This is a genomic window from Pseudonocardia parietis (assembly GCF_017876315.1).
In the GTDB taxonomy this organism is placed as follows: domain Bacteria; phylum Actinomycetota; class Actinomycetes; order Mycobacteriales; family Pseudonocardiaceae; genus Pseudonocardia; species Pseudonocardia parietis.
Window position 1 is genome coordinate 4,612,678 of the sequence record NZ_JAGINU010000001.1, and the last position, 18,756, is coordinate 4,631,433.

General features: G+C 73.1%; 15 protein-coding genes. 4 read left to right on the plus strand and 11 right to left on the minus strand.

What is annotated here, in order from left to right:
* Nucleotides 1-23: 23 nt before the first annotated feature.
* From JOF36_RS21820 to JOF36_RS21830, 3 genes are all read right to left on the minus strand, one after another.
* Nucleotides 24-1,208 carry a hypothetical protein gene (locus JOF36_RS21820; protein WP_210030237.1) on the minus strand — a complete coding sequence of 395 codons (1,185 nt, stop codon included), beginning with the start codon at nucleotides 1,206-1,208 and terminating at the stop codon, nucleotides 24-26.
* A gap of 54 nt (nucleotides 1,209-1,262) precedes the next feature.
* Nucleotides 1,263-3,107 carry an aspartate--tRNA ligase gene (aspS, locus tag JOF36_RS21825; protein ID WP_210030244.1) on the minus strand — a complete coding sequence of 615 codons (1,845 nt, stop codon included), beginning with the start codon at nucleotides 3,105-3,107 and terminating at the stop codon, nucleotides 1,263-1,265.
* A 100-nt stretch (nucleotides 3,108-3,207) separates the two neighbouring features.
* The gene (locus JOF36_RS21830; protein WP_443706275.1) at nucleotides 3,208-5,232 is read right to left on the minus strand and encodes an intein-containing Rv2578c family radical SAM protein; all 2,025 of its coding nucleotides are present in this window, start codon (nucleotides 5,230-5,232) and stop codon (nucleotides 3,208-3,210) included.
* A 130-nt stretch (nucleotides 5,233-5,362) separates the two neighbouring features.
* Here JOF36_RS21830 and JOF36_RS41020 point away from each other — a divergent pair, with 130 nt between their 5' ends.
* Nucleotides 5,363-6,859, plus strand: a complete 1,497-nt coding sequence (locus JOF36_RS41020) for a YibE/F family protein (protein WP_307862516.1) — start codon at nucleotides 5,363-5,365, stop codon at nucleotides 6,857-6,859.
* 23 nt (nucleotides 6,860-6,882) lie between these two features.
* Here the strand turns inward: JOF36_RS41020 and JOF36_RS21840 are convergent, their stop codons facing one another.
* Nucleotides 6,883-7,428, minus strand: coding sequence for a class I SAM-dependent methyltransferase (locus JOF36_RS21840; RefSeq protein ID WP_210030253.1), 546 nt, complete (start codon nucleotides 7,426-7,428; stop codon nucleotides 6,883-6,885).
* Between the two features lie 8 nt (nucleotides 7,429-7,436).
* Nucleotides 7,437-8,750, minus strand: coding sequence for a histidine--tRNA ligase (gene hisS, locus JOF36_RS21845; protein WP_210030255.1), 1,314 nt, complete (start codon nucleotides 8,748-8,750; stop codon nucleotides 7,437-7,439).
* A gap of 123 nt (nucleotides 8,751-8,873) precedes the next feature.
* Here hisS and JOF36_RS21850 point away from each other — a divergent pair, with 123 nt between their 5' ends.
* The gene (locus tag JOF36_RS21850; RefSeq protein ID WP_210030257.1) at nucleotides 8,874-9,716 is read left to right on the plus strand and encodes a peptidylprolyl isomerase; all 843 of its coding nucleotides are present in this window, start codon (nucleotides 8,874-8,876) and stop codon (nucleotides 9,714-9,716) included.
* 19 nt (nucleotides 9,717-9,735) lie between these two features.
* On the opposite strand, the gene JOF36_RS21855 is transcribed toward JOF36_RS21850, so the two are convergent.
* Nucleotides 9,736-10,506: an alpha/beta fold hydrolase gene (locus JOF36_RS21855; RefSeq protein WP_210030259.1), complete on the minus strand. Its 771-nt coding sequence runs from the start codon at nucleotides 10,504-10,506 to the stop codon at nucleotides 9,736-9,738.
* A gap of 73 nt (nucleotides 10,507-10,579) precedes the next feature.
* Here JOF36_RS21855 and JOF36_RS21860 point away from each other — a divergent pair, with 73 nt between their 5' ends.
* Together JOF36_RS21860 and JOF36_RS21865 are read left to right on the plus strand one after the other, a co-directional pair.
* Nucleotides 10,580-11,227 carry a TetR/AcrR family transcriptional regulator gene (locus JOF36_RS21860; protein ID WP_210030261.1) on the plus strand — a complete coding sequence of 216 codons (648 nt, stop codon included), beginning with the start codon at nucleotides 10,580-10,582 and terminating at the stop codon, nucleotides 11,225-11,227.
* A 463-nt stretch (nucleotides 11,228-11,690) separates the two neighbouring features.
* Nucleotides 11,691-11,933, plus strand: coding sequence for a hypothetical protein (locus JOF36_RS21865; protein WP_210030263.1), 243 nt, complete (start codon nucleotides 11,691-11,693; stop codon nucleotides 11,931-11,933).
* 16 nt (nucleotides 11,934-11,949) lie between these two features.
* Here JOF36_RS21865 and JOF36_RS21870 read toward each other — a convergent pair whose 3' ends face one another.
* From JOF36_RS21870 to yajC, 5 genes are all read right to left on the minus strand, one after another.
* Nucleotides 11,950-14,238 carry a RelA/SpoT family protein gene (locus JOF36_RS21870; RefSeq protein WP_245352343.1) on the minus strand — a complete coding sequence of 763 codons (2,289 nt, stop codon included), beginning with the start codon at nucleotides 14,236-14,238 and terminating at the stop codon, nucleotides 11,950-11,952.
* Between the two features lie 129 nt (nucleotides 14,239-14,367).
* Nucleotides 14,368-14,937 carry an adenine phosphoribosyltransferase gene (locus JOF36_RS21875; protein WP_210030267.1) on the minus strand — a complete coding sequence of 190 codons (570 nt, stop codon included), beginning with the start codon at nucleotides 14,935-14,937 and terminating at the stop codon, nucleotides 14,368-14,370.
* Complete coding sequence (secF, locus tag JOF36_RS21880) at nucleotides 14,934-16,097, minus strand: protein translocase subunit SecF (protein ID WP_210030269.1); 1,164 nt, start codon at nucleotides 16,095-16,097, stop codon at nucleotides 14,934-14,936. Before secF ends, JOF36_RS21875 begins: the two co-directional genes overlap by 4 nt.
* A complete protein-coding gene (gene secD / locus JOF36_RS21885; protein WP_210030271.1) occupies nucleotides 16,094-17,905 on the minus strand; it encodes a protein translocase subunit SecD in 1,812 nt (603 codons plus the stop codon). Before secD ends, secF begins: the two co-directional genes overlap by 4 nt.
* Before the next feature lie 167 nt (nucleotides 17,906-18,072).
* Complete coding sequence (gene yajC, locus JOF36_RS21890) at nucleotides 18,073-18,450, minus strand: preprotein translocase subunit YajC (RefSeq protein ID WP_210030278.1); 378 nt, start codon at nucleotides 18,448-18,450, stop codon at nucleotides 18,073-18,075.
* Between the last annotated feature and the right edge of the window lie 306 nt (nucleotides 18,451-18,756).

Genomic DNA, 18,756 nt, shown 5'->3' on the forward strand with positions numbered 1-18,756 from the left:
GCCGTCGGACCGCGGGGGTTCCGCTACCGCTCGGGTATCCGGAACGCCGGGAACACCGGCAGCTCGGACGGCGCGTCCGGGAACCGGTCGTCCATCGCGTCGACGACGGCGGCGGCCAGCTCCGCGGTCGCCGGACGGTGGGTCACCGCGGCGACCTCACCGAGGCCGCGCCAGTAGTGGCGCAGCGCGGTGGAGATCCGGGGTGAGCGGCCGGCATCGGTGCCGATCGGTCCGTCCCGCTCCAGCACCCGCGGCAGCAGCAGCCACGTCGACCACCACACCCACAGCAGCTGCGCATCGGTGAGCCGGGACCCGAGCATCTCCGGGTCGTCGAGCTCCGGCCAGACCGGGGCGACCTCGGCCCGCCACGCGTCGAGCATCTGGGCGGCCATCGGTCCGGGCAGCCCGAAGCTGGCGGAGCAACCGGGGAACGGGACGCGCACGTAGGCGGCGTCCAGCACCACGTCCCGGAAGCAGCCCCACTCGAAGTCGACGAACCGGACCCCGCGGCTGGTCACGAGGTTGTTGTCCGGGCAGGTGTCGGACGGGCTGAACGCCCGGAAGCCGGTACCGCCGAGCAGCCGGACGCCGCCCCGCGCCTCCAGCACCGCCACCTCCGGCACGTCGACGCCGAGTGCTCCGGCGAGCAGCTCCGGCAGTCCGGCGAGCGCGGCGCGGGCCTGGTCGGCGATCGGGTCACGACGGACCTTCTCCCCCAGCCGCCGCAACAGCGCACCGAAGTCGCCCTCCCGGCCGGCGGTCGCGGCCTGCATCCGGCCGAGCCCGCGGGCCCAGCCGAGCAGGCAGTTGCGCGCGGCCTCCCGGTCCGGGCCGAACAGCTTGTCGGCCAGCGTCATGCTGCGCCCGAGGTCCTCGAGCACGAGCAGCCGCTGCTCGGGATCGTGCGCGATGATCACCGGGCTGGGCCGGACGTCGGTCGGCAGCGCCGTGAACAGCTGGCAGGACGCGACCTCGTAGCGGAACGGGTCGGACGTGCCGGGGTCGCCCTGGTACTGCTTGATCACGACACTGCGCCGGTCCGAGAACGGGTTCTGCGCCATGCGGGCCCGGGCCACGACCGAGGTGCCGCTGCCGCCGAGATCCTCCGGCTCGCAGAGTTCCACCTCGGAACCCGCCCGCCGGGACAGCAGCCGGGCCGCCCCGGCCACCGCCGCGACCGCGCCGGGAGTCGCCTGCGGATCGGTCATCGCAGGAGACCCTACCCTTCGGAATGCGTGCGGCTGGTGGTCCGACGCCGTCGGCTACGCGGCCGGGCCGGGCTTCTCCGGTGCGCCCCCGCCGGTCTCGCCGGGCTTGCCGGGCGCCGATCCGCCGGGCGCGGGCTGCGCCGGCTTGGCGTCCACGCCGGCCTCCTTGCGCTGGGCCGCGGTGATCGGCGCCGGTGCCGCGGTGAGGGGGTCGAAGCCGCCACCGGTCTTCGGGAACGCGATGACCTCACGGATCGAGTCGACCCCCGCCAGCAGGGCGGTGATCCGGTCCCAGCCGAACGCGATGCCGCCGTGCGGCGGGGCCCCGTAGGAGAACGCGTCGAGCAGGAAGCCGAACTTCTCCTTGGCCTCGGCCTCGGTCAGGCCCATGATCTCGAAGACCCGCTTCTGGACATCGGCGTCGTGGATACGGATCGATCCGCCGCCGATCTCGTTGCCGTTGCAGACGATGTCGTAGGCGTAGGCCAGCGCGTCGCCCGGCGCCTGCTCGAACGTGTCGATCCAGTCCGGGGTCGGCGAGGTGAACGCGTGGTGCAGCGCGGTCCAGGCTCCGGCGCCGACCGCGACGTCGTCGGAGTCGGCGGCCGACTCGAACAGCGGTGCGTCCACGATCCACACGAACGACCAGGCGGACTCGTCGATCGCGCCGATCCGCCGCGCGATCTCGCCACGGGCGGCACCCAGCAGGGCCCGCGCCTCGCCCGGCTTACCGGCGGCGAAGAAGATGCAGTCGCCGGGGTTCGCACCGACGGCCGCGGCCAGGCCGGCGCGCTCGGCGTCGGACAGGTTCTTGACGACCGGGCCACGCTCGTCGACGGTGCCGTCCTCGCCGATCAGGACGTAGGCCAGCCCGCGGGCCCCGCGCTGCTTGGCCCACTCCTGCCAGCCGTCGAGCACCTTGCGCGGCTGCGTGGCCCCGCCCGGCATCACGACGGCGCCGACGTAGGGGTTCTGGAAGACGCGGAAGTTCGTGCCCTCGAAGTACGACGTCAGCTCGGTCAGCTCGATGCCGAAGCGCAGGTCCGGCTTGTCCGAGCCGTAGCGGCTCATCGCCTCGGCATAGCTCATCCGCGGGATCGGGCCCGGGATCTCGTAGCCGACCAGCTTCCACAGCGCGGCCAGCACCTTCTCGGCGAGCGCGATGACGTCGTCCTGCTCGACGAAGCTCATCTCGATGTCGAGCTGGGTGAACTCGGGCTGCCGGTCGGCGCGGAAGTCCTCGTCGCGGTAGCAGCGGGCGATCTGGTAGTAGCGCTCCAGCCCGCCGACCATCAGCAGCTGCTTGAACAGCTGCGGGCTCTGCGGCAGCGCGTACCAGGAGCCGGGCCGCAGCCGGGCCGGGACGAGGAAGTCGCGGGCGCCCTCCGGGGTGGACCGGGTCAGGGTCGGGGTCTCGACCTCGATGAAGTCCTCGCCGGCGAGCACGTCGCGGGCGGCCTTGTTGGCATCGCTGCGGAGCTTCATGGCCGCGGCCGGGCCGGCGCGGCGCAGGTCGAGGTAGCGGTGGGTCAGCCGGATCTCCTCGCCGACACCGGTGTGCTCGTCGATCGGGAACGGCAGCGGGGCCGACTCCGAGAGCACCGTCAGCTCGGTGACCGTGACCTCGATGTCACCGGTGGGCAGCTCCGGGTTCTCGTTGCCCGCGGGGCGGCGGATCACCTCGCCGACGACCTGCACGCAGAACTCGGACCGCAGCCGGTGGGCGCGCTCGGCCATCTCGCCCTCACGGAACACGACCTGGGCGGATCCGGACCGGTCACGCAGGTCGATGAAGATCACGCCGCCGTGATCGCGGCGGCGGGCCACCCATCCGGCGAGGGTCACGGTCTGGCCGGCGTTCTCGGCACGCAACGTGCCGACGGGGTGGGTTCGCATCACGGCGGTCAAGGCTATCGGCCCGCCCCGACCGCCCCGCGACCAGGCTTCGGATCGCCCGGCGGGGTGTGGCGCGGCGGCCGGGCGCAGCGGACACACAGCGCTACAGCAGGCTCAGCTGCCGGCACCCGGAGTCCCCCGGTGGTGGCTCGCCGGGGGCTGCGACCGGCGTCCCGGCGCCGACACCGCCCTGCACGGGCCGATCGGGCACCACCCGGTCCAGACCGTGCCGGGCGAGCAGCGGGACGACCCGGCGGTGCAGTGCCTCGCGGTAGTCCCGGCCGGCGTAGGCACCGCGCCGGTACAGCCGCTCGTAGCGCGGCAGCAGCGCCGGGTACTCGCGCCCCAGCCACTGCAGGAACCACTCCCGGGTCCCGGGCCGCAGGTGCAGCGCCAGGACCGTCGCCCCGGTCGCCCCGGCTGCGGCGATCTCGCCGAGCACCGCGTCGAGGGCCTCCTCGGAGTCGGTCAGCCAGGGCAGGACGGGTGCGACCATCACCCCGCACGGCAGGCCGGCGTCGGTGATCCGGCGGACCAGGTCGAGCCTGGCCTGCGGGCTCGGTGTCCCGGGTTCGAGCCGGGCGGACAGCTCGCGGTCCAGCAGCGCGATCGAGACCCCGGTACCGACCTGGACGTCGGCGTGCGCGGCGGCCAGGTCGGGCAGGTCCCGGGTCAGGACGGTCCCCTTGGTGAGGATCGAGAACGGTGTGCCGGACCGGGCGAGCGCGGCGATCACCCCGGGCATCAGCCGGTAGCGGCCCTCGGCGCGCTGGTAGGGGTCGGTGTTGGTGCCCATCGCGACGTGCTCGCGCCGCCAGCCCGGACGCGCCAGCTCCCGCTCCAGCACCCGCGCCACGTTGACCTTCACCACGATCTGCGAGTCGAAGTCGGCGCCCGCGTCCAGGTCCAGGTAGGTGTGCGTGTTGCGGGCGAAGCAGTTGTGGCTGACGACGCCGGCCGCGACGAAGTCACCGGTGCCGGTCGTGATGTCGAACATCGGCACCACCTCGCCGGTGTCGTGGACGTCGACGACGCGCGGGGCACCGTCCGGCGGTTCCTCCACGAGCGCACCCGTGACGTCGCGGACCCGGGCGACGGCCGGATCGGCGACCGCGACCAGCCGCAGCTGCTCGGCGGCGCCACCCAGCACCCGCAGTGCGCGGGTGCCCGCCCGGCCGGAGGGCTCGGACGCGACCCGGAACCGGAGGCGGCGCAGCGCGTCGACCGTCGCCCGGGTGAGCTGCTCGTCGCCGGGCACGACCCGTAGGACGCCCGCGCTCACCTCCCCGCACGCGTCGAGCACCCCACCGAGGAAACCCGCGCTCCACGCGGCGTCCGGCCGGGCCGGCCACGATGCCGGTGACGAGACGCGCTCCGGGGCCGCCGCCACCCCGCCCTGACCGGACACCGGTCCGGGCACGGCTCCGGCCACGTGCCGCGCCGTCAGCAGGTGATGCGCCCGGGCCAGTGCCTCCAGCTCCACCCACGCCGACGGGAACGGCTCGGCCCGGACCCGGGCGCGGACCGCGTCGGCCCGGACCAGGCCACAGAGGTAGCCGGCCCCGTAGCCCTCCGATCGCACACCGGGCGGCACGGTGGCGGCTCCGGGCCCGACGAGCGCCGTCCCGGGGCGCAGGTGCGGCCGGTCCACCGACGACCGGCACCGCCCGGGGCGGACGTGCGCCCAGCCGTCGCGGGTCAGGAAGCGGTGCTCCGCTGAGGTGACCAGCACCGTCCCGTCGTCGAGCGTGACCCGCTGCGCACGACGACGGGTGGACCAGTGGGCGAGCACCGGGGTGCGGACGAACCGGCGACGGTTCTGTCCGTCCGCCACCGTGCCCACGACCTCGTCGCCCGCGCGCAGGTCCGCGATCGGGCGGGACCGGCCGTCGGCGGCCAGCACCGGTGTCGCGCCGTCGAGGCAGTACGTGCACGCGTGCGAGCAGCCCCGGTACGGGTTCACCGTCCAGCCGAACGGCACGGGTGACGACGACGCCACCCGGTTCAGCACCGACCGCGCCTCCACCTCGTGGAACACCGCGCCCGCGAACTCCGGGGTGCGCACGGAGCGCAGCAGCCCGCGCATACCCGGCAGCGCCGCGTCCGCGCCGATCCCGTCGAATCCCACCTGCTGTCCGCTCCACCGCACAGCTCTACTCGAACACAAGTTCGAACACGAGGCAACCGGCCGTCGCCGGGCGGTGCCCTCCGGGCGAGCACCGGTCTCCGAGCCGGTGATCGACTGCGAGGATGGCGGAGTGCACCCGCCCGATCCCCGCAGACCGGCGCCGCCGGAGGGCGAGCCGCGGCACCCGGCCCGGCCGCGGCCGGACGCACGGCCGCCCCGGGGCGGGCGTCGCCGGGCGGAGGACCGGCCCGCCGGGCACGCCCCGGACCCGTCCCCCGGATCGGAGCTCGACCACACGGCGCCGATCGGGCCGCCGGTGCGACCGGGCCCGGGCGAGACCGGACGCCGGGCCGCCCGCCGCCGGGCGGAGGAGGACGACGCCCCCGCACCAGGTGACCCGTCGTCGTGGGCCGACTGCCCCGCGACCACCGGCGGACCTGAGCAGGCCACCGGTGACCGCCAGGATCACGGGCATGGCCACGGCCACGGGCACGGCGCCGCCACCCCGGCCGGACGCCGGGTCCGGAATCTGCTGGTCGCGCTGCTCGTCCCGTGTGCGCTCGCCACCCTGGCCGGGGTGGCGCTGCTGTGGCCGGGCCAGATCCCGGAACCGGACCTGCCGCCGACCCAGCAGGTGCACGGCGACGTGACCGCCGTCCAGGTCGCCGACTGCGCCCCCGGCTCGGGAGACGGTGCCTGTACCGGCGTCACCGTCACCATGACCGACGGGCCCCGCAGCGGCCGCGAGCTCGTGCAGCTGGTGCCGAACGAGCCGTCCAGCCCGCGGTTCACGGTCGGGGATCCGGTCTCGCTCGCCTGGTCCGGCGGGAACCCCGACGAGGCGGGCTCCTACCAGCTCAACGACTTCCAGCGCAGCTCCGCGCTGGCCTGGCTGGCGGCGGCGTTCGCGCTGTCCGTCGTGTTGCTCGGGCGGTTGCGCGGGCTCGCCGCACTGGTGGGTTTGCTGCTGAGCTTCGCGGTCCTGCTGTGGTTCGTGCTGCCGTCGATCCTGTCCGGGAACCCACCGCTCGCCGTCGCCGTCACCGGCGCGTGCCTGATCATGTTCGCGGTGCTGTACCTGACGCACGGGTTCAGCGCGCGGACGTCCTGCGCGGTGCTGGGGACGCTGGCCTCACTGGCCCTGATCGGGGTCCTGGGCTCCGCGTTCACCGCGGCCGCCCGGCTGACCGGGCTGGACGACACGACCGCGAACCTGATCGGCACGCTCGGGCCCGGGGTCCCGATCGACCCGCGCGGGCTGGTGCTGGCCGGCCTGGTGATCGGCGCGCTGGGCGCCCTGGACGACGTCACGGTCACCCAGGCCTCGGCGGTGTGGGAGCTCGGCGCGGCGAACCCGGGGCTCGGGGCGAGGGAGCTGTTCACCGCGGGGATGCGGATCGGGCGCGACCACGTCGCGTCCGCGGTGAACACCCTGGTGCTGGCCTACGCCGGTGCGGCGCTGCCGTTGCTGCTGCTGTTCACCGTCGCCGCCGGCGGGGTCTCCGAGGTGCTGACCAGCCAGGACGTGGCGACCGAGATCGTCAGGACGCTGGTCGGCAGCATCGGCCTGGTCGCCGCGGTCCCGGTGACGACCGGGCTGGCGGCTCTGGTCGTGGCCCGCCGCTGACCCCCAGGCCGACCGGGGCCCGCTCAGGACGGTCGGCGGGCCAGCAGATGGGCCTCTCCGGCGGCCTCGTGGTGCATCACGATCTCCAGCTCACCGAACGCCTGTGCCAGCTCACCGGGCGCGGCGCGGAACCGCCCGCCGGTGTCCCCGACCTCGGAGAGCACGGTGACCACCAGCAGCCCGCCGGGGGCAACGGCCGCCGCCAGCGCCGGGTACAGCTCCGGCACCCGGAACCGCTGGCAGACGACCACGTCGTAGGCGTCGTCCTCGGTCGGGAAACCGCCGTCGAGGTCGGCCTCCACCCACCGGATCCGCCCGGGCGGCTGCTCCGTGGTGGCCAGCGCCGCGCCCGCGGCCAGACCGGCCGGGGAGACGTCCACGGCGACGACGTCCAGGCCCCGCCCGGCCAGCCAGACCGCGACGGTGCCGCGACCACAGGCCACGTCCAGCGCACGCCCCCGGCCCGGCAGCAGGTCGGTCTGTCCGCGCAGCGCGTCCGGGGGCTGCGGGATCGGCGTACCGAGCGCGCGGTGCTTCGCGTCCCAGTGCTCGCGGTCGTCCCGGACCATCGCCGGTCTCAGCCGACCTCGGCCGCGACCGCGGTGACCACGGCGTCGAGCACGGCGTCGAGCGGCACGTCCTGCTGCTCGCCGGACACGAGGTCCTTGAGCCCGATCGAGCCGGCGTCGATGTCGCGGTCCCCCAGCACCAGCGCGAACCGCGCACCGGAGCGGTCGGCGGACTTCATGGCGCCCTTGAGGCCGCGGCCGCCGTAGGACAGGTCGACCCGCACGCCGCGGGCGCGCAGGCCGGCGGCGATGGTGACCAGACGGCGCTTCGCGGCGTCGCCGAGCGGCACCCCGAACACCTCGGCACGGGCGGACGACCACGGCGCGACGCCCTCGACGCCGCAGGCCAGCAGCGTCCGGTCGACGCCGATGCCGAACCCGACACCGGAGAGATCCGGCCCGCCGAGGGTCGCCATCAGGCCGTCGTAACGGCCACCGCCGCCGATCCCGGACTGGGCGCCGAGGCCGTCGTGGACGAACTCGAAGGTCGTCTTCGTGTAGTAGTCCAGGCCGCGCACCATCCGCGGGTTCGGGGTGTAGGCGACGCCGAGGTCGTCGAGGTGCGCCAGGACCGCGGCGTGGTGTTCGGCCGAGGCGTCGGACAGGTGGTCCATGAGCAGCGGCGCGTCGGCCATCGCCGCACGCACCTCGGGACGCTTGTCGTCGAGCACGCGCAGCGGGTTGATCGTCGCGCGCGCCCGGGTCGGCTCGTCGAGATCGAGCCCGTCGAGGAACTTCCGCAGCCGCTCGCGGTAGGCGGGCCGGCAGTCGGCGTCACCGAGCGAGGTGATCTCCAGCCGGTAGCCGGTGAGGCCGAGTGCCCGGAAGCCCTCGTCGGCGACCGCGATGACCTCGGCGTCCAGCGCCGGGTCGTCGATCCCGATCGCCTCGACACCGACCTGCTGCAGCTGCCGGTAGCGACCGGCCTGCGGGCGCTCGTAGCGGAAGAACGGCCCGGCGTAGCGCAGCTTGACCGGCAGGCCCTGCTTGTCGAGGTTGTGCTCGATCACCGAGCGGACGACGCCCGCGGTGCCCTCGGGCCGCAGTGTCACCGACCGATCGCCGCGGTCGGCGAAGGTGTACATCTCCTTGGAGACGACGTCGGTGGACTCCCCCACCCCGCGGGCGTAGAGCCCGGTCTCCTCGAAGATCGGCAGCTCGATGTGGCCGTACCCGGCACGGGCCGCTGCCGTGGCGAGCGTGTCGCGGACATGCGTGAACCCCGCCGACTCCGTCGGAAAGTACTCCGGGATGCCCTTCGGCGCGGCGAACGGCTCGGGCTTGCGCGCCCGGTCGCCCGCCCGCTGCTCGGTGGCGGTCACAGCAGTTCCACGTCCTCTCGTCACGGAACCTCCAGCCTAGAACCGCCGTCTCTCAGAATCCCTCTCAGGTCGCCCCGCTACCCTCCGGACGCGAACGAATGATCAAGCGGGGAGTGGCGGAGCGTGGCGACGAACGAGCAGCGCCGGGAGGCGGCGAAGCGGAAGCTGGCCGCCCAGCAGGCCAACCGGGCCCAGCAGGCGGAGAAGCGGAAGCGGAACACGACGATCGCCGCGGTGGCGACGGTGCTGGTGGTCGCCCTGGTGGCGAGTGGTGTCTACCTGCTGACCTCGGCCTGGGCAGGCCCGGACGACGCGGACCCGGCCGCCGCGGCCCAGGGCGGCGGCCCGGACACCTCCGGCCTGCCGGCCGTGCCGCTGCCGCAGCGCCCGACCGCGCTCCCGGCATCGGTGAACTGTGAGTACCCGGCCTCGCCCGACCCTGCGTCGAAACCGGTGGACCCGCCCGCCGGTGGCCAGGTGTCTGCCGAGGGCACGGTGCCGGCCACGGTGACCACCAGCGCCGGGACGATCGACCTGACGCTGGACCGCGCGCTCGCGCCGTGCACGGTCAACAGCTTCACCCACCTCGTCGAGCAGGGCTACTTCGCCGACACCTCGTGTCACCGGCTCACGACCAGCCCGGGCCTGCAGGTGCTGCAGTGCGGCGACCCGACCGGACAGGGCAGCGGTGGCCCCGGCTACTCGTTCGCCGACGAGGTCTTCCCCGAGCTCACCTACGGCCGCGGCCTGCTCGCCATGGCGAACGCCGGCCCGGGCACCAACGGCAGCCAGTTCTTCATGATCTACGGCGACGCGCAGCTCCCGCCGAACTACACCGTCTTCGGCTCGATCGGTCCGGAGGGTCTGGCGACCCTGGACGAGGTCGCCAAGGGCGGCGAATCCACGGGCTCCGGCGACGGCACCCCGAACATCCCGGTGGACATCCAGAGCGCCACCGTCGGCTGACGCCCGCGGGCGTGCCCGATCAGCCGGCCCGGCAGAACTCCGCGACCACCGGCCCGAGGGTCTCGACGGGCACGCCGTGCCAGCCCCCGGGCAGGCTGCGGTGGCGGGCGTTCGGCAGGGCGGCGGCGATGTCCGCTGCCCACCCGGTCAGGTCATCGCTGCTGCCCTGGCTGTCGAGCACGAGCGTGGGTGTCGCCACCGTAGCCAGCAGCGCGGTGGTGGTCGCGTGTGAGATCAGGCAGTCGTAGACCAGCGTGGGCGCGACCGCCTCGAGCACCGGCATCGACTCCTGCAGCCCGGCGAGCACCTCGGGCCCGAGGTCACCCAGGAAGCGCTCCACCGCCTCGCGACGACGGTCGGTGGCCACCAACTCGGCGATCTCGGCGGTGAAGGCGGCATCATCCGGGTCGTCGTCGGCACCGATCGGGGGCTCCATCAGCACCAGCTTCTCGATGCCGGACCCGACCGCGCCCGCCTGCAGCGCGAGAAGCGCGCCGGAGGAGAACCCGTAGACACACGCGTTCCCGCCGGCCTGCGCGATCACCGCGGCCAGATCGTCGACCTCGCGCTGCACCGTGTACGGCAGCGTGTCCGAGCTGCCGCCGCGCCCTCGCCGGTCGTAAGTGAACACGGTGAACTCGTCCGCGAGCCACTTCCCCAGCCCGCGGACGTTGTCGAAGTCGCGGTAACCCAGCGCCGGGTCGACCAGGACCAGCGCCGGCCCGCTGCCGACGCGCTCGTAGGCGAGCACGGTGCCGTCACTCGACCGGACAGTGCCTGAAACGTCCATCGCCAGCCTCCTCGGCGGGTACTGGACCGTACAGTACTCCCACGGTACTGGACCGTCCAGTACTGTCAGCGGGATGAGCGAGGCGGTGGCACCCGAGACCGGCCGGTCGGCGCGCAAACGCCGGGCGATCCTCGATGCGGCCCGCCCGCTGTTCCTGGCCCACGGCTACGCGGCCACGAGCATGGACGAGGTGGCCGCGCGGGCCGCGGTGTCCAAGCAGACCGTCTACAAGCAGTTCGTGGACAAGCAGCGCCTGTTCGCCGCGATCATCACCGGTGACATCGAGGAGGCCGAGGAGCTCACCCGGTCACTCGTCGACGCCCTGCCGCAGACCCAGAACCTGGAGCGCGACCTGCGCGAGTTCGCCCGCCGGCACGTCGTCGAGGTGCTGGCGCCGCACCTGCTCCGGATGCGCCGCCTGCTCATCGGCGAGGCCGACCGGTTTCCCGACCTCGCCGCGGCCTGGTACTCGCGCGGGCCCGAGCAGGCACACGCCACGTTCGCCGGCTGGTTCACCACGCTGGCCCAGCGCGGCCTGCTCCACGTCCCGGATCCGGCGCTGGCCGCCGAGCACTTCAACTGGCTGATCCTGGCCGCCCCGATCAACCGGGCCATGTTCACCGGCACCGAGGAGCCCGTCGAGCGGCTGCACTACTACGCCGACGAGGCAGTGCGGGTGTTCCTCGCCGCCTACGGCACCGCGCAGCAGAGCGCACGGTAGGGCTTGCGCCCTCCCGGCCCCGACGACCGGTCACGGGGCTACGCCGGTTCGCGAACCATCGGCCACAGCGGTGGGCCGCCCGCGGCGGCGATCGGCGACCGCGCCCGGAATCCGTACCGCTCGTAGACGACCCGGTTCCGTGGGCTCGTCGCCTCCAGCCGGCACCCCGGCCCGGTCGGCCCGGTCCAGCACCGGCAGGATCAACGCGCTCCCGATGCCGCGGCCCCTACGGCGGCGCTTCGACTGGCCGATCGGGCCGCGCCATCGGCGGAGGACAGCCCCGGATCGTCGCGGCCGGCACCGATGAGATCCCGGTGCGGGGGCTGTCCCTACCTGTGTCCGGCGGGTTGAGCCGGAGCGAGGTAGGGGCGGCTCGATGGTCCGGGCGGCTCCTCCGGAACATCCTTGACAGGTCCGGACGATCTCGGAGATCGACCGGCACACACGGAAAGGAGCGGCGATCATGTCCACCTCAGTCCTCCCCCGGTTGAGCCACCGGGACCGAGCCGTGCTGCGCGCGATCGCCGCGGACCGCTGCACCGTCACCGACGACACGTGCCACTCGCTCACCATCGACGGCGTGTGCTTCTGCGACCAGTTCGTCGGGGTGCGACTGGCGGACGTCGGGCTCGTCGAGGCCTCCGGCCCCGCACCGCTGCGGCCGCACCTCACCGACGCGGGCCGCTCGCTGCTCACCGCCGCGTGACCCACGCACCAGGTGCTTACGCCGCGCTGGTGACCCGGTAGACGTCGTAGACACCCTCGATGTTGCGCACCGCCTGCAGCAGGTGCCCCAGGTGCTTGGGGTCGCCCATCTCGAAGGAGAACCGGGACACCGCGACCCGGTCCCGCGACGTCGTCGTCGACGCGGACAGGATGTTGACCTTCTCGTCGGCCAGCACCTTGGTCACGTCGGACAGCAGCCGGTGCCGGTCGAGGGCCTCGACCTGGATCGCGACCAGGAACACCGACTCCGGGGACACCGACCAGGCGACGTCGACCAGCCGCTCCTCACGCGAGGTCAGGTCGCCCGCGTTGGTGCAGTCGGTGCGGTGCACGCTGATCCCGCCGCCGCGGGTGACGAACCCGAGGATCTCGTCGCCGGGTACCGGGGTGCAGCACCGGGCGAGCTTGACGTAGAGGTCGCCCATGGTGTTGCCGTCCACGTCCTGGACGACGACGCCGGCGTTCCCGGACGGGCGCCGGTGCCGGACGGTGGACGGTGTGGCCCGCTCGGCGAGCTCCTCCTCCGCCTCCTCCTCGCCGCCGAACCAGGCGACCAGGCGCTGCACGACGTGCTGGGCGCTGGTCTGGTGCTCACCGACGGCGGCGTAGAGCGCGGAGACGTCGGTGTAGTGCAGCTCGCGGGCGATCGCGGACATCGCGTCGCCGGAGATGAGCCGCTGCAGCGGCATCCCGGTGCGGCGCGCCTCCCGGGTGATGGCCTCCTTGCCCTCCTCGACGGCCTCCTCGCGGCGCTCCTTGGCGAACCACTGCTTGATCTTGGCCTTGGCCCGCGGGGACTTCGCGATGGCCAGCCAGTCGCGGGACGGGCCGGCGTCCTCGGCCTTGGAGGTGAAGATCTCGACGACGTCACCGGAGGACAGCTGCCGCTCCAGTGCGACGAGCTTGCCGTTGACCCGCGACCCGATGCAGCGGTGCCCGACCTCGGTGTGCACCGCGTAGGCGAGGTCGATCGGGGTGGAGCCGGTGGGCAGGGTGACGACGTCGCCCTTGGGGGTGAAGACGAAGATCTCCCGCGCGGCGAGGTCGAAGCGCAGCGAGTCGAGGAACTCGCCCGGGTCGGCGGCCTCGCGCTGCCAGTCGAGCAGCTGGCGCATCCACGCCATCTCCTCGACCTCGACCTCCTTGCCCTGGCCGCCCTTGATCTCCTTGTAGCGCCAGTGCGCGGCGATCCCGTACTCGGCGGTGCGGTGCATCGCGTGCGTGCGGATCTGGACCTCGAGAGGCTTGCCGTCCGGACCGATCACCGTGGTGTGCAGCGACTGGTAGACGCCGAAGCGGGGCTGGGCGATGTAGTCCTTGAACCGGCCCGGCATCGGCTGCCACAGCGCGTGCACCATGCCGATCGCGGCGTAGCAGTCGCGCACCTCGTCGACGAGCACGCGGACGCCGACGAGGTCGTGGATGTCGTCGAAGTCCCGGCCCTTGACGATCATCTTGCGGTAGATCGAGTAGTAGTGCTTGGGTCGTCCCTCGACCTTCGCCGGGATCCGCGCCGAGTCCAGCTGCGAGGTCACCTCGTCGATGACCTGGCGCAGGTAGGTGTCACGCGACGGCGCCCGGTCGGCGACCAGCCGCACGATCTCCTGGTACTTCTTCGGCTGCAGGATCGCGAACGACAGGTCCTCCAGCTCCAGCTTCACCGTGGCCATGCCGAGCCGGTGCGCGAGCGGGGCGAACACCTCGAGGGTCTCGTTCGCCTTCTTGACCTGCTTCTCCGGGCGCAGGAAACGCATGGTGCGCATGTTGTGCAGCCGGTCGGACAGCTTGATGACCAGCACCCGGGGGTCGCGTGCCATCGCGACGACCATCTTGCGGATCGTCTCGGCCTCGGCCGCGTTGCCGAACTCGACCTTGTCCAGCTTGGTGACGCCGTCGACCAGGTGCGCGACCTCGTCGCCGAAGTCGGCGCGCAGCCGTTCCAGGGAGTAGTCGGTGTCCTCGACGGTGTCGTGCAGCAGGGCCGCGACCAGCGTCGTGGTGTCCATCCCGAGCTCGGCGAGGATCGTGGAGACCGCGAGCGGATGGGTGATGTAGGGGTCACCGGACTTGCGGGTCTGCCCCTCGTGCTTGGACTCGGCGACGTCGTAGGCCCGCTGCAGGAGCATCAGGTCGGCCTTGGGGTGCAGCGACCGGTGCACCGCGGCCAGCGGTTCGAGAACCGGCTTGACGATCGCGACCCGCTGCGGTGTCATCCGCCGCGCGATCCGCGCCCGGACCCGCCGTGTCGCGGACGGGCGCGGCGGTTCGTCGTCGGCAGGAGTCAGCGGCCGGGTGGCCGGGTGTGCGCTCGTCCGGTCGACCTCGGTCACCGCACCTCCTCATCGTGCCTGGTAGCGGGAGTGGTCCGGCCCGAGGATAGTCCGCGGGCCGCCGAGGAGCGGAACGCGGCGGTCCTAGGCGCTCAACAGCGCGTCCACCTGCAGGCCACCCAGCTGCGCCCGGCCGTTCAACGCGGTCAGTTCCAGCAGGGTGCCGAACCCGACGATCTCCGCCCCGGCGTCGGCGAGCAGCGCGCAGGCCGCGGCCGCGGTCCCGCCGGTGGCCAGGACGTCGTCGACGACGTACACCCGGGCGCCCGGCTCCACGACGCCGGCCGGGAGTTCCAGCGTGGCCCGGCCGTACTCGAGGTCGTAGGTCCGCGACGCGGCGACGGCGGGCAGCTTGCCCGCCTTGCGGACCGGCACGGTCCCGACCCCGGCGACGAGCGCGACCGCCGCCCCGAGCAGGAATCCGCGGGCCTCGACGCCGATCACGAGGTCGGCGCCACCGGTGTGCGCGGCGAGCTCGGTGCTGACCGTCGCGAACGAGCCACCGTCCGCGAGCACCGGCGTGATGTCGCGGAACAGCACCCCGGGCTCGGGGTAGTCGGGAACCGTGCGGACGAGCTCGGCGACCCGCAACAGGTCGTCGACCGACTCCCCCGCGATGCCCGGCCCGACCCGGATGCTCTCGAAGGCGGTCACCGGCGCCGCCGCCCGGTCTTGCCGGTCGGGCGGGCGCCCGGGCGGGGCGCGGGGGCGGTGCGGGAAGTACTGCTCACGGTCGCGAGCGTATCCGTCGCCTCGGGGGCCTCCTGCTCGACCACCTCCCCGTTGCGGACGGCGGCGGTGCGGGCCCGGCGGGCGGCGACCCGCTCGGCCTGGTCACGGAACCGGCTGTCGCGCATCTTGATGTCGACCAGCACCGGGGTGGCGAGCAGCAGCGACGAGACGACACCGGTGATCATGCCGACGAGCTGGACCAGCGCCAGGTCGGCCAGCGTGCCGACGCCGAGCAGCCCCACCCCGATCACGAGCAGGCCGAGCACCGGCAGGATCGCGATCAGCGAGGTGTTCATCGACCGCATGAGGGTCTGGTTCAGCGCCAGGTTCGCGGCCTCGGCGTAGGTGCGTCGGGTCAGCTTCAGAAGCCCGCGCGAGTTCTCCCGCACCTTGTCGAACACGACGACGGTGTCGTACAGCGAGAAGCCGAGGATCGTCAGCAGGCCGATGACAGTGGCCGGAGTGACCTCCAGCCCGATGATCGAGTAGATACCCGCGGTCACGATGATGTCGTTGACCAGCGCGACCAGCGCGGCCGCGGCCATCGCCCGCTCGAAGTACACGGCCAGGAAGAGCGTGACGAGCACGATGAACACCACCAGCGCGATCAGCGCCTGGGTGGTGACCTCGCCGCCCCAGGTGCCGGAGACCTGGGAGTCGCTGATCGAGCCCACGCTGGGAGCGCCGTCGGCGCCCAGGGGCTGGAGCTGGGTGAACAGTGCGTCCCGCAGCGGGACCAGCTGATCGGGGGTCAGCGGTTCGGACTGCAGCACGATCGACGCCGTGTCCCCGGTGCCGACCGCCTGCGCGGTCTCCGGGGTCGTGCCGATCACGCCCCGGTAGACCTCCTCGACCTGCTCGACGGAGATCGCCCCGTTCGCCCCGTTCGCCGGCAGCTGGATCTGGGACCCGCCGGTGAAGTCGATGCCGAGGTTGAAGCCTCGCAGCAGCAACGACGCCAGGCAGATCGCGAGCAGCACGCCGAAGCCGATGTACCAGAGCTTCGTGCGCCCGACGATGTCGACGCTCGCGGTGCCGGTGGTGAGCCGGGTCCAGCCCGACATCCGCTCCGGGGCGGTCATGCGCCCGCTCCCTTCGAGGTCGAGGCGGTGTTCGCCTTCCGTCCCACGGCGGGGGTCGAGCGACGGTGCCGGGCACCGATCCGGTCGACGGCGCCGAGTGCGGACAGCTCGGGTTTGCCGAGCGTCTTCGACCGGGAGATCAGCACGACCAGCGGGAAGGTCACCAGGAACACCACGACCAGGTCGAGCACGGTGGACATGCCGAGGGTGAACGCGAACCCGCGGACCTCGCCGACGGCGAGGATGTAGAGCACCGCGGCGGCGAGGAAGCTGACCGCGTCCGCGGTGAGGATCGTCCGGCGGGCCCGCTCCCAGGACCGCGGGACGGCCGAGCGGAACGTCCGGCCCTCACGCATCTCGTCCTTGAGCCGCTCGAAGAAGATCACGAACGAGTCCGCGGTGATGCCGATCGCGATGATGAACCCGGCGACGCCTGCGAGGTCGAGGGTGAACCCGATCCACCGCCCGAGCAGGATCAGCATCGCGTAGACGATCAGACCGGACAGGGCCAACGACAGGATCGTCAGCAGGCCGAGCAGTCGGTAGTAGAACATGCAGTAGGCGAACACCAGGGCCAGCCCGACGGCACCGGCGATCAGCCCGGCCTCCAGCGAGGCCAGGCCGAGGGTGGCCGAGACGGTCTGCGCGGTGCCGGAGTCGAACGCCAGCGGCAGCGAGCCGTAGCGCAGCGTCTGGGCGAGGTCCTGGGCGCGTTCCTGGCTGAACTGCCCGCTGATCTGCGTCGGGCCCCAGATCGGCTGGTTGATCGCCGGTGCGGACACGACATCGCCGTCGAGCACGAACGCGGTCTGCTTGCCGACGTTCTCGGTCGTGTACTGGCCCCACGCGTCGGCCGCGGCCTGCTCGAAGGTCAGGCTGACCACCCAGCCCGCGCTGTCCTGGCTCTGCTGGGCCTGGGCCGAGGCGATCTCGGTGCCCTCGATGAACGACGGGCCGAGGACGTACTTGGCGGCACCGTCGGTACCGCAGGTGACCAGCGGCTTCGTCGGGTCGTCGTAACCCTGCAGCGGGTCCGGGGCGGCGCAGTCCAGCGCGAGCAGTGCCTGCAGCTGGGTGGCCTGGTCCTCGCTCTGCCGGGTCGCGCGCAGCTGCGCCACCTCGGCGGCGACCCGCGGGTCGTCCGGGGATGCGGCGCCGGTCGGCGGTGCCGGCGGCTCCGGCGGTGGTGGCGGGTCCTGCAGCGGTGCCGGGTCCTGCAGCGGTGTGGTCTGCGCGACGGGAGCGACGGCGCGCGACTGCTCGGCCGGGTCGCCCTGGCTCTGCGGCTGCGACTGCGGCTGCGGCTGGGCCGGCTCGGCGGGCGGCGGGGCGTTCGGTGCGGGCTGCGGCACCGGCTGTTGCCCGCCGGGGGTCTGGCCGGTCTGGTCCTGGCCCGGTGCCGGCTGCTGCGCGGCCGGCCCGGCCGGGACCTCCTGGATCACCTCACGGAACCGCAGCTGGGCGGTCTGGCCCAGCGAGCGGGCCTGCTCGCCCTCGTCACCGGGGACGGTGATGACCAGGTTGCTGCCGTCCAGCTGCACCTCGGCGCCGCTGACCCCGAGCCCGTTGACCCGCTGCTCGATGATCTCCTGCGCCTGCACCAGCTGGTCCCGCGGCGGCGGCTGACCGTCGGTCGTGCGGGCGGTGAGCGTGACGCGGGTGCCACCCTGCAGGTCGATGCCCAGCTTCGGCGTCAGGTTCCCGCCGCCGGTGAACAGCACCAGCGAGTAGAGGACGACGACGATGCCCAGGAAGGCCGTCAGGTAGCGCCAGGGGCGCAGTCGCTGCTGCCCCGAGGACGTTGCCACGTGTTGATCTCCCGAATCCGGCTCGCGAGGCGGCCACGGCCGGCCTCACGGTCTCGTCGCCCGGCATCGACCGGCCCGGCAGCACGGACCGTCGCCGGCCGTGCACCGGACCCGGCCGCGGTGCCGAGGCCGCCCGGAGCGGGCCCGGCGGCCCGCTCCCGACATGCTCAGTGAATCGTCGGCTTGTTCTCCGACTGCTCCTGCTGCTCCGACTGCTCCGCCTCGGTGTTCTCCTCGGCGGGCTCGTCGGCGGCGACCTTCTCCCGGATCGCGGCGCGCAGCCACGTGGTGACCACACCCTCGGCGATCTCGAGATCGATCGTGTCCTCGTACGAGGCGTCGACGACCGTGGCCCGCAGCCCGGACGTGGTGACGACGACATCGCCGTCCTCCAGCGCCTGCTGCATGGTCTGGGTCTGCTGCATCTGCCTGCGCTGCTTGCGGCCGTTCAGGAACAGCGGAACGAACAGCAGCAGGATGATGAGGAAGGGCAGCAGGGACAACAGGCCCGAACCACCGGCCTCCTGCGCAAGGATCAGATCCATCGTGCGGGTTCTCCGTCTCGTCTCGTAATCGTGAGTGTGCCAGCCGGGACCGACACCGACGGGCGGCCCCTCCCGGCAATGAACCGCTCGTCGCGGGCACTACCGGGCCGAACGGTTCTCCGGACGCCCGGCCCGCGACGTAACGGCCGGGATGCCCGGATCGTTCCACCGAGGTCATCACCGGCCCCCGTGACACCGCGCGGTGTCCGGAACCTCTCGCGCGGTGTGCGGACACCTCAGGATGCCTCGACAGGCGCCCGGCGGGTGCCCGATCCGTTCGGTCCGTCCGGATCCTCCCATGTCAGC

Excerpts from the sequence above, each read along its gene's own strand:
- JOF36_RS21860 (WP_210030261.1), top strand. The coding sequence starts at position 10,580 with ATGAGCGAGGCGGTGGCACCCGAGACCGGCCGGTCGGCGCGCAAACGC.
- JOF36_RS21865 (WP_210030263.1), top strand. The coding sequence starts at position 11,691 with ATGTCCACCTCAGTCCTCCCCCGGTTGAGCCACCGGGACCGAGCCGTG.
- JOF36_RS21820 (WP_210030237.1), bottom strand. The coding sequence starts at position 1,208 with ATGACCGATCCGCAGGCGACTCCCGGCGCGGTCGCGGCGGTGGCCGGG.
- JOF36_RS21855 (WP_210030259.1), bottom strand. The coding sequence starts at position 10,506 with ATGGACGTTTCAGGCACTGTCCGGTCGAGTGACGGCACCGTGCTCGCC.
- secF (WP_210030269.1), bottom strand. The coding sequence starts at position 16,097 with ATGACCGCCCCGGAGCGGATGTCGGGCTGGACCCGGCTCACCACCGGC.
- yajC (WP_210030278.1), bottom strand. The coding sequence starts at position 18,450 with ATGGATCTGATCCTTGCGCAGGAGGCCGGTGGTTCGGGCCTGTTGTCC.
- JOF36_RS21840 (WP_210030253.1), bottom strand. The coding sequence starts at position 7,428 with ATGGTCCGGGACGACCGCGAGCACTGGGACGCGAAGCACCGCGCGCTC.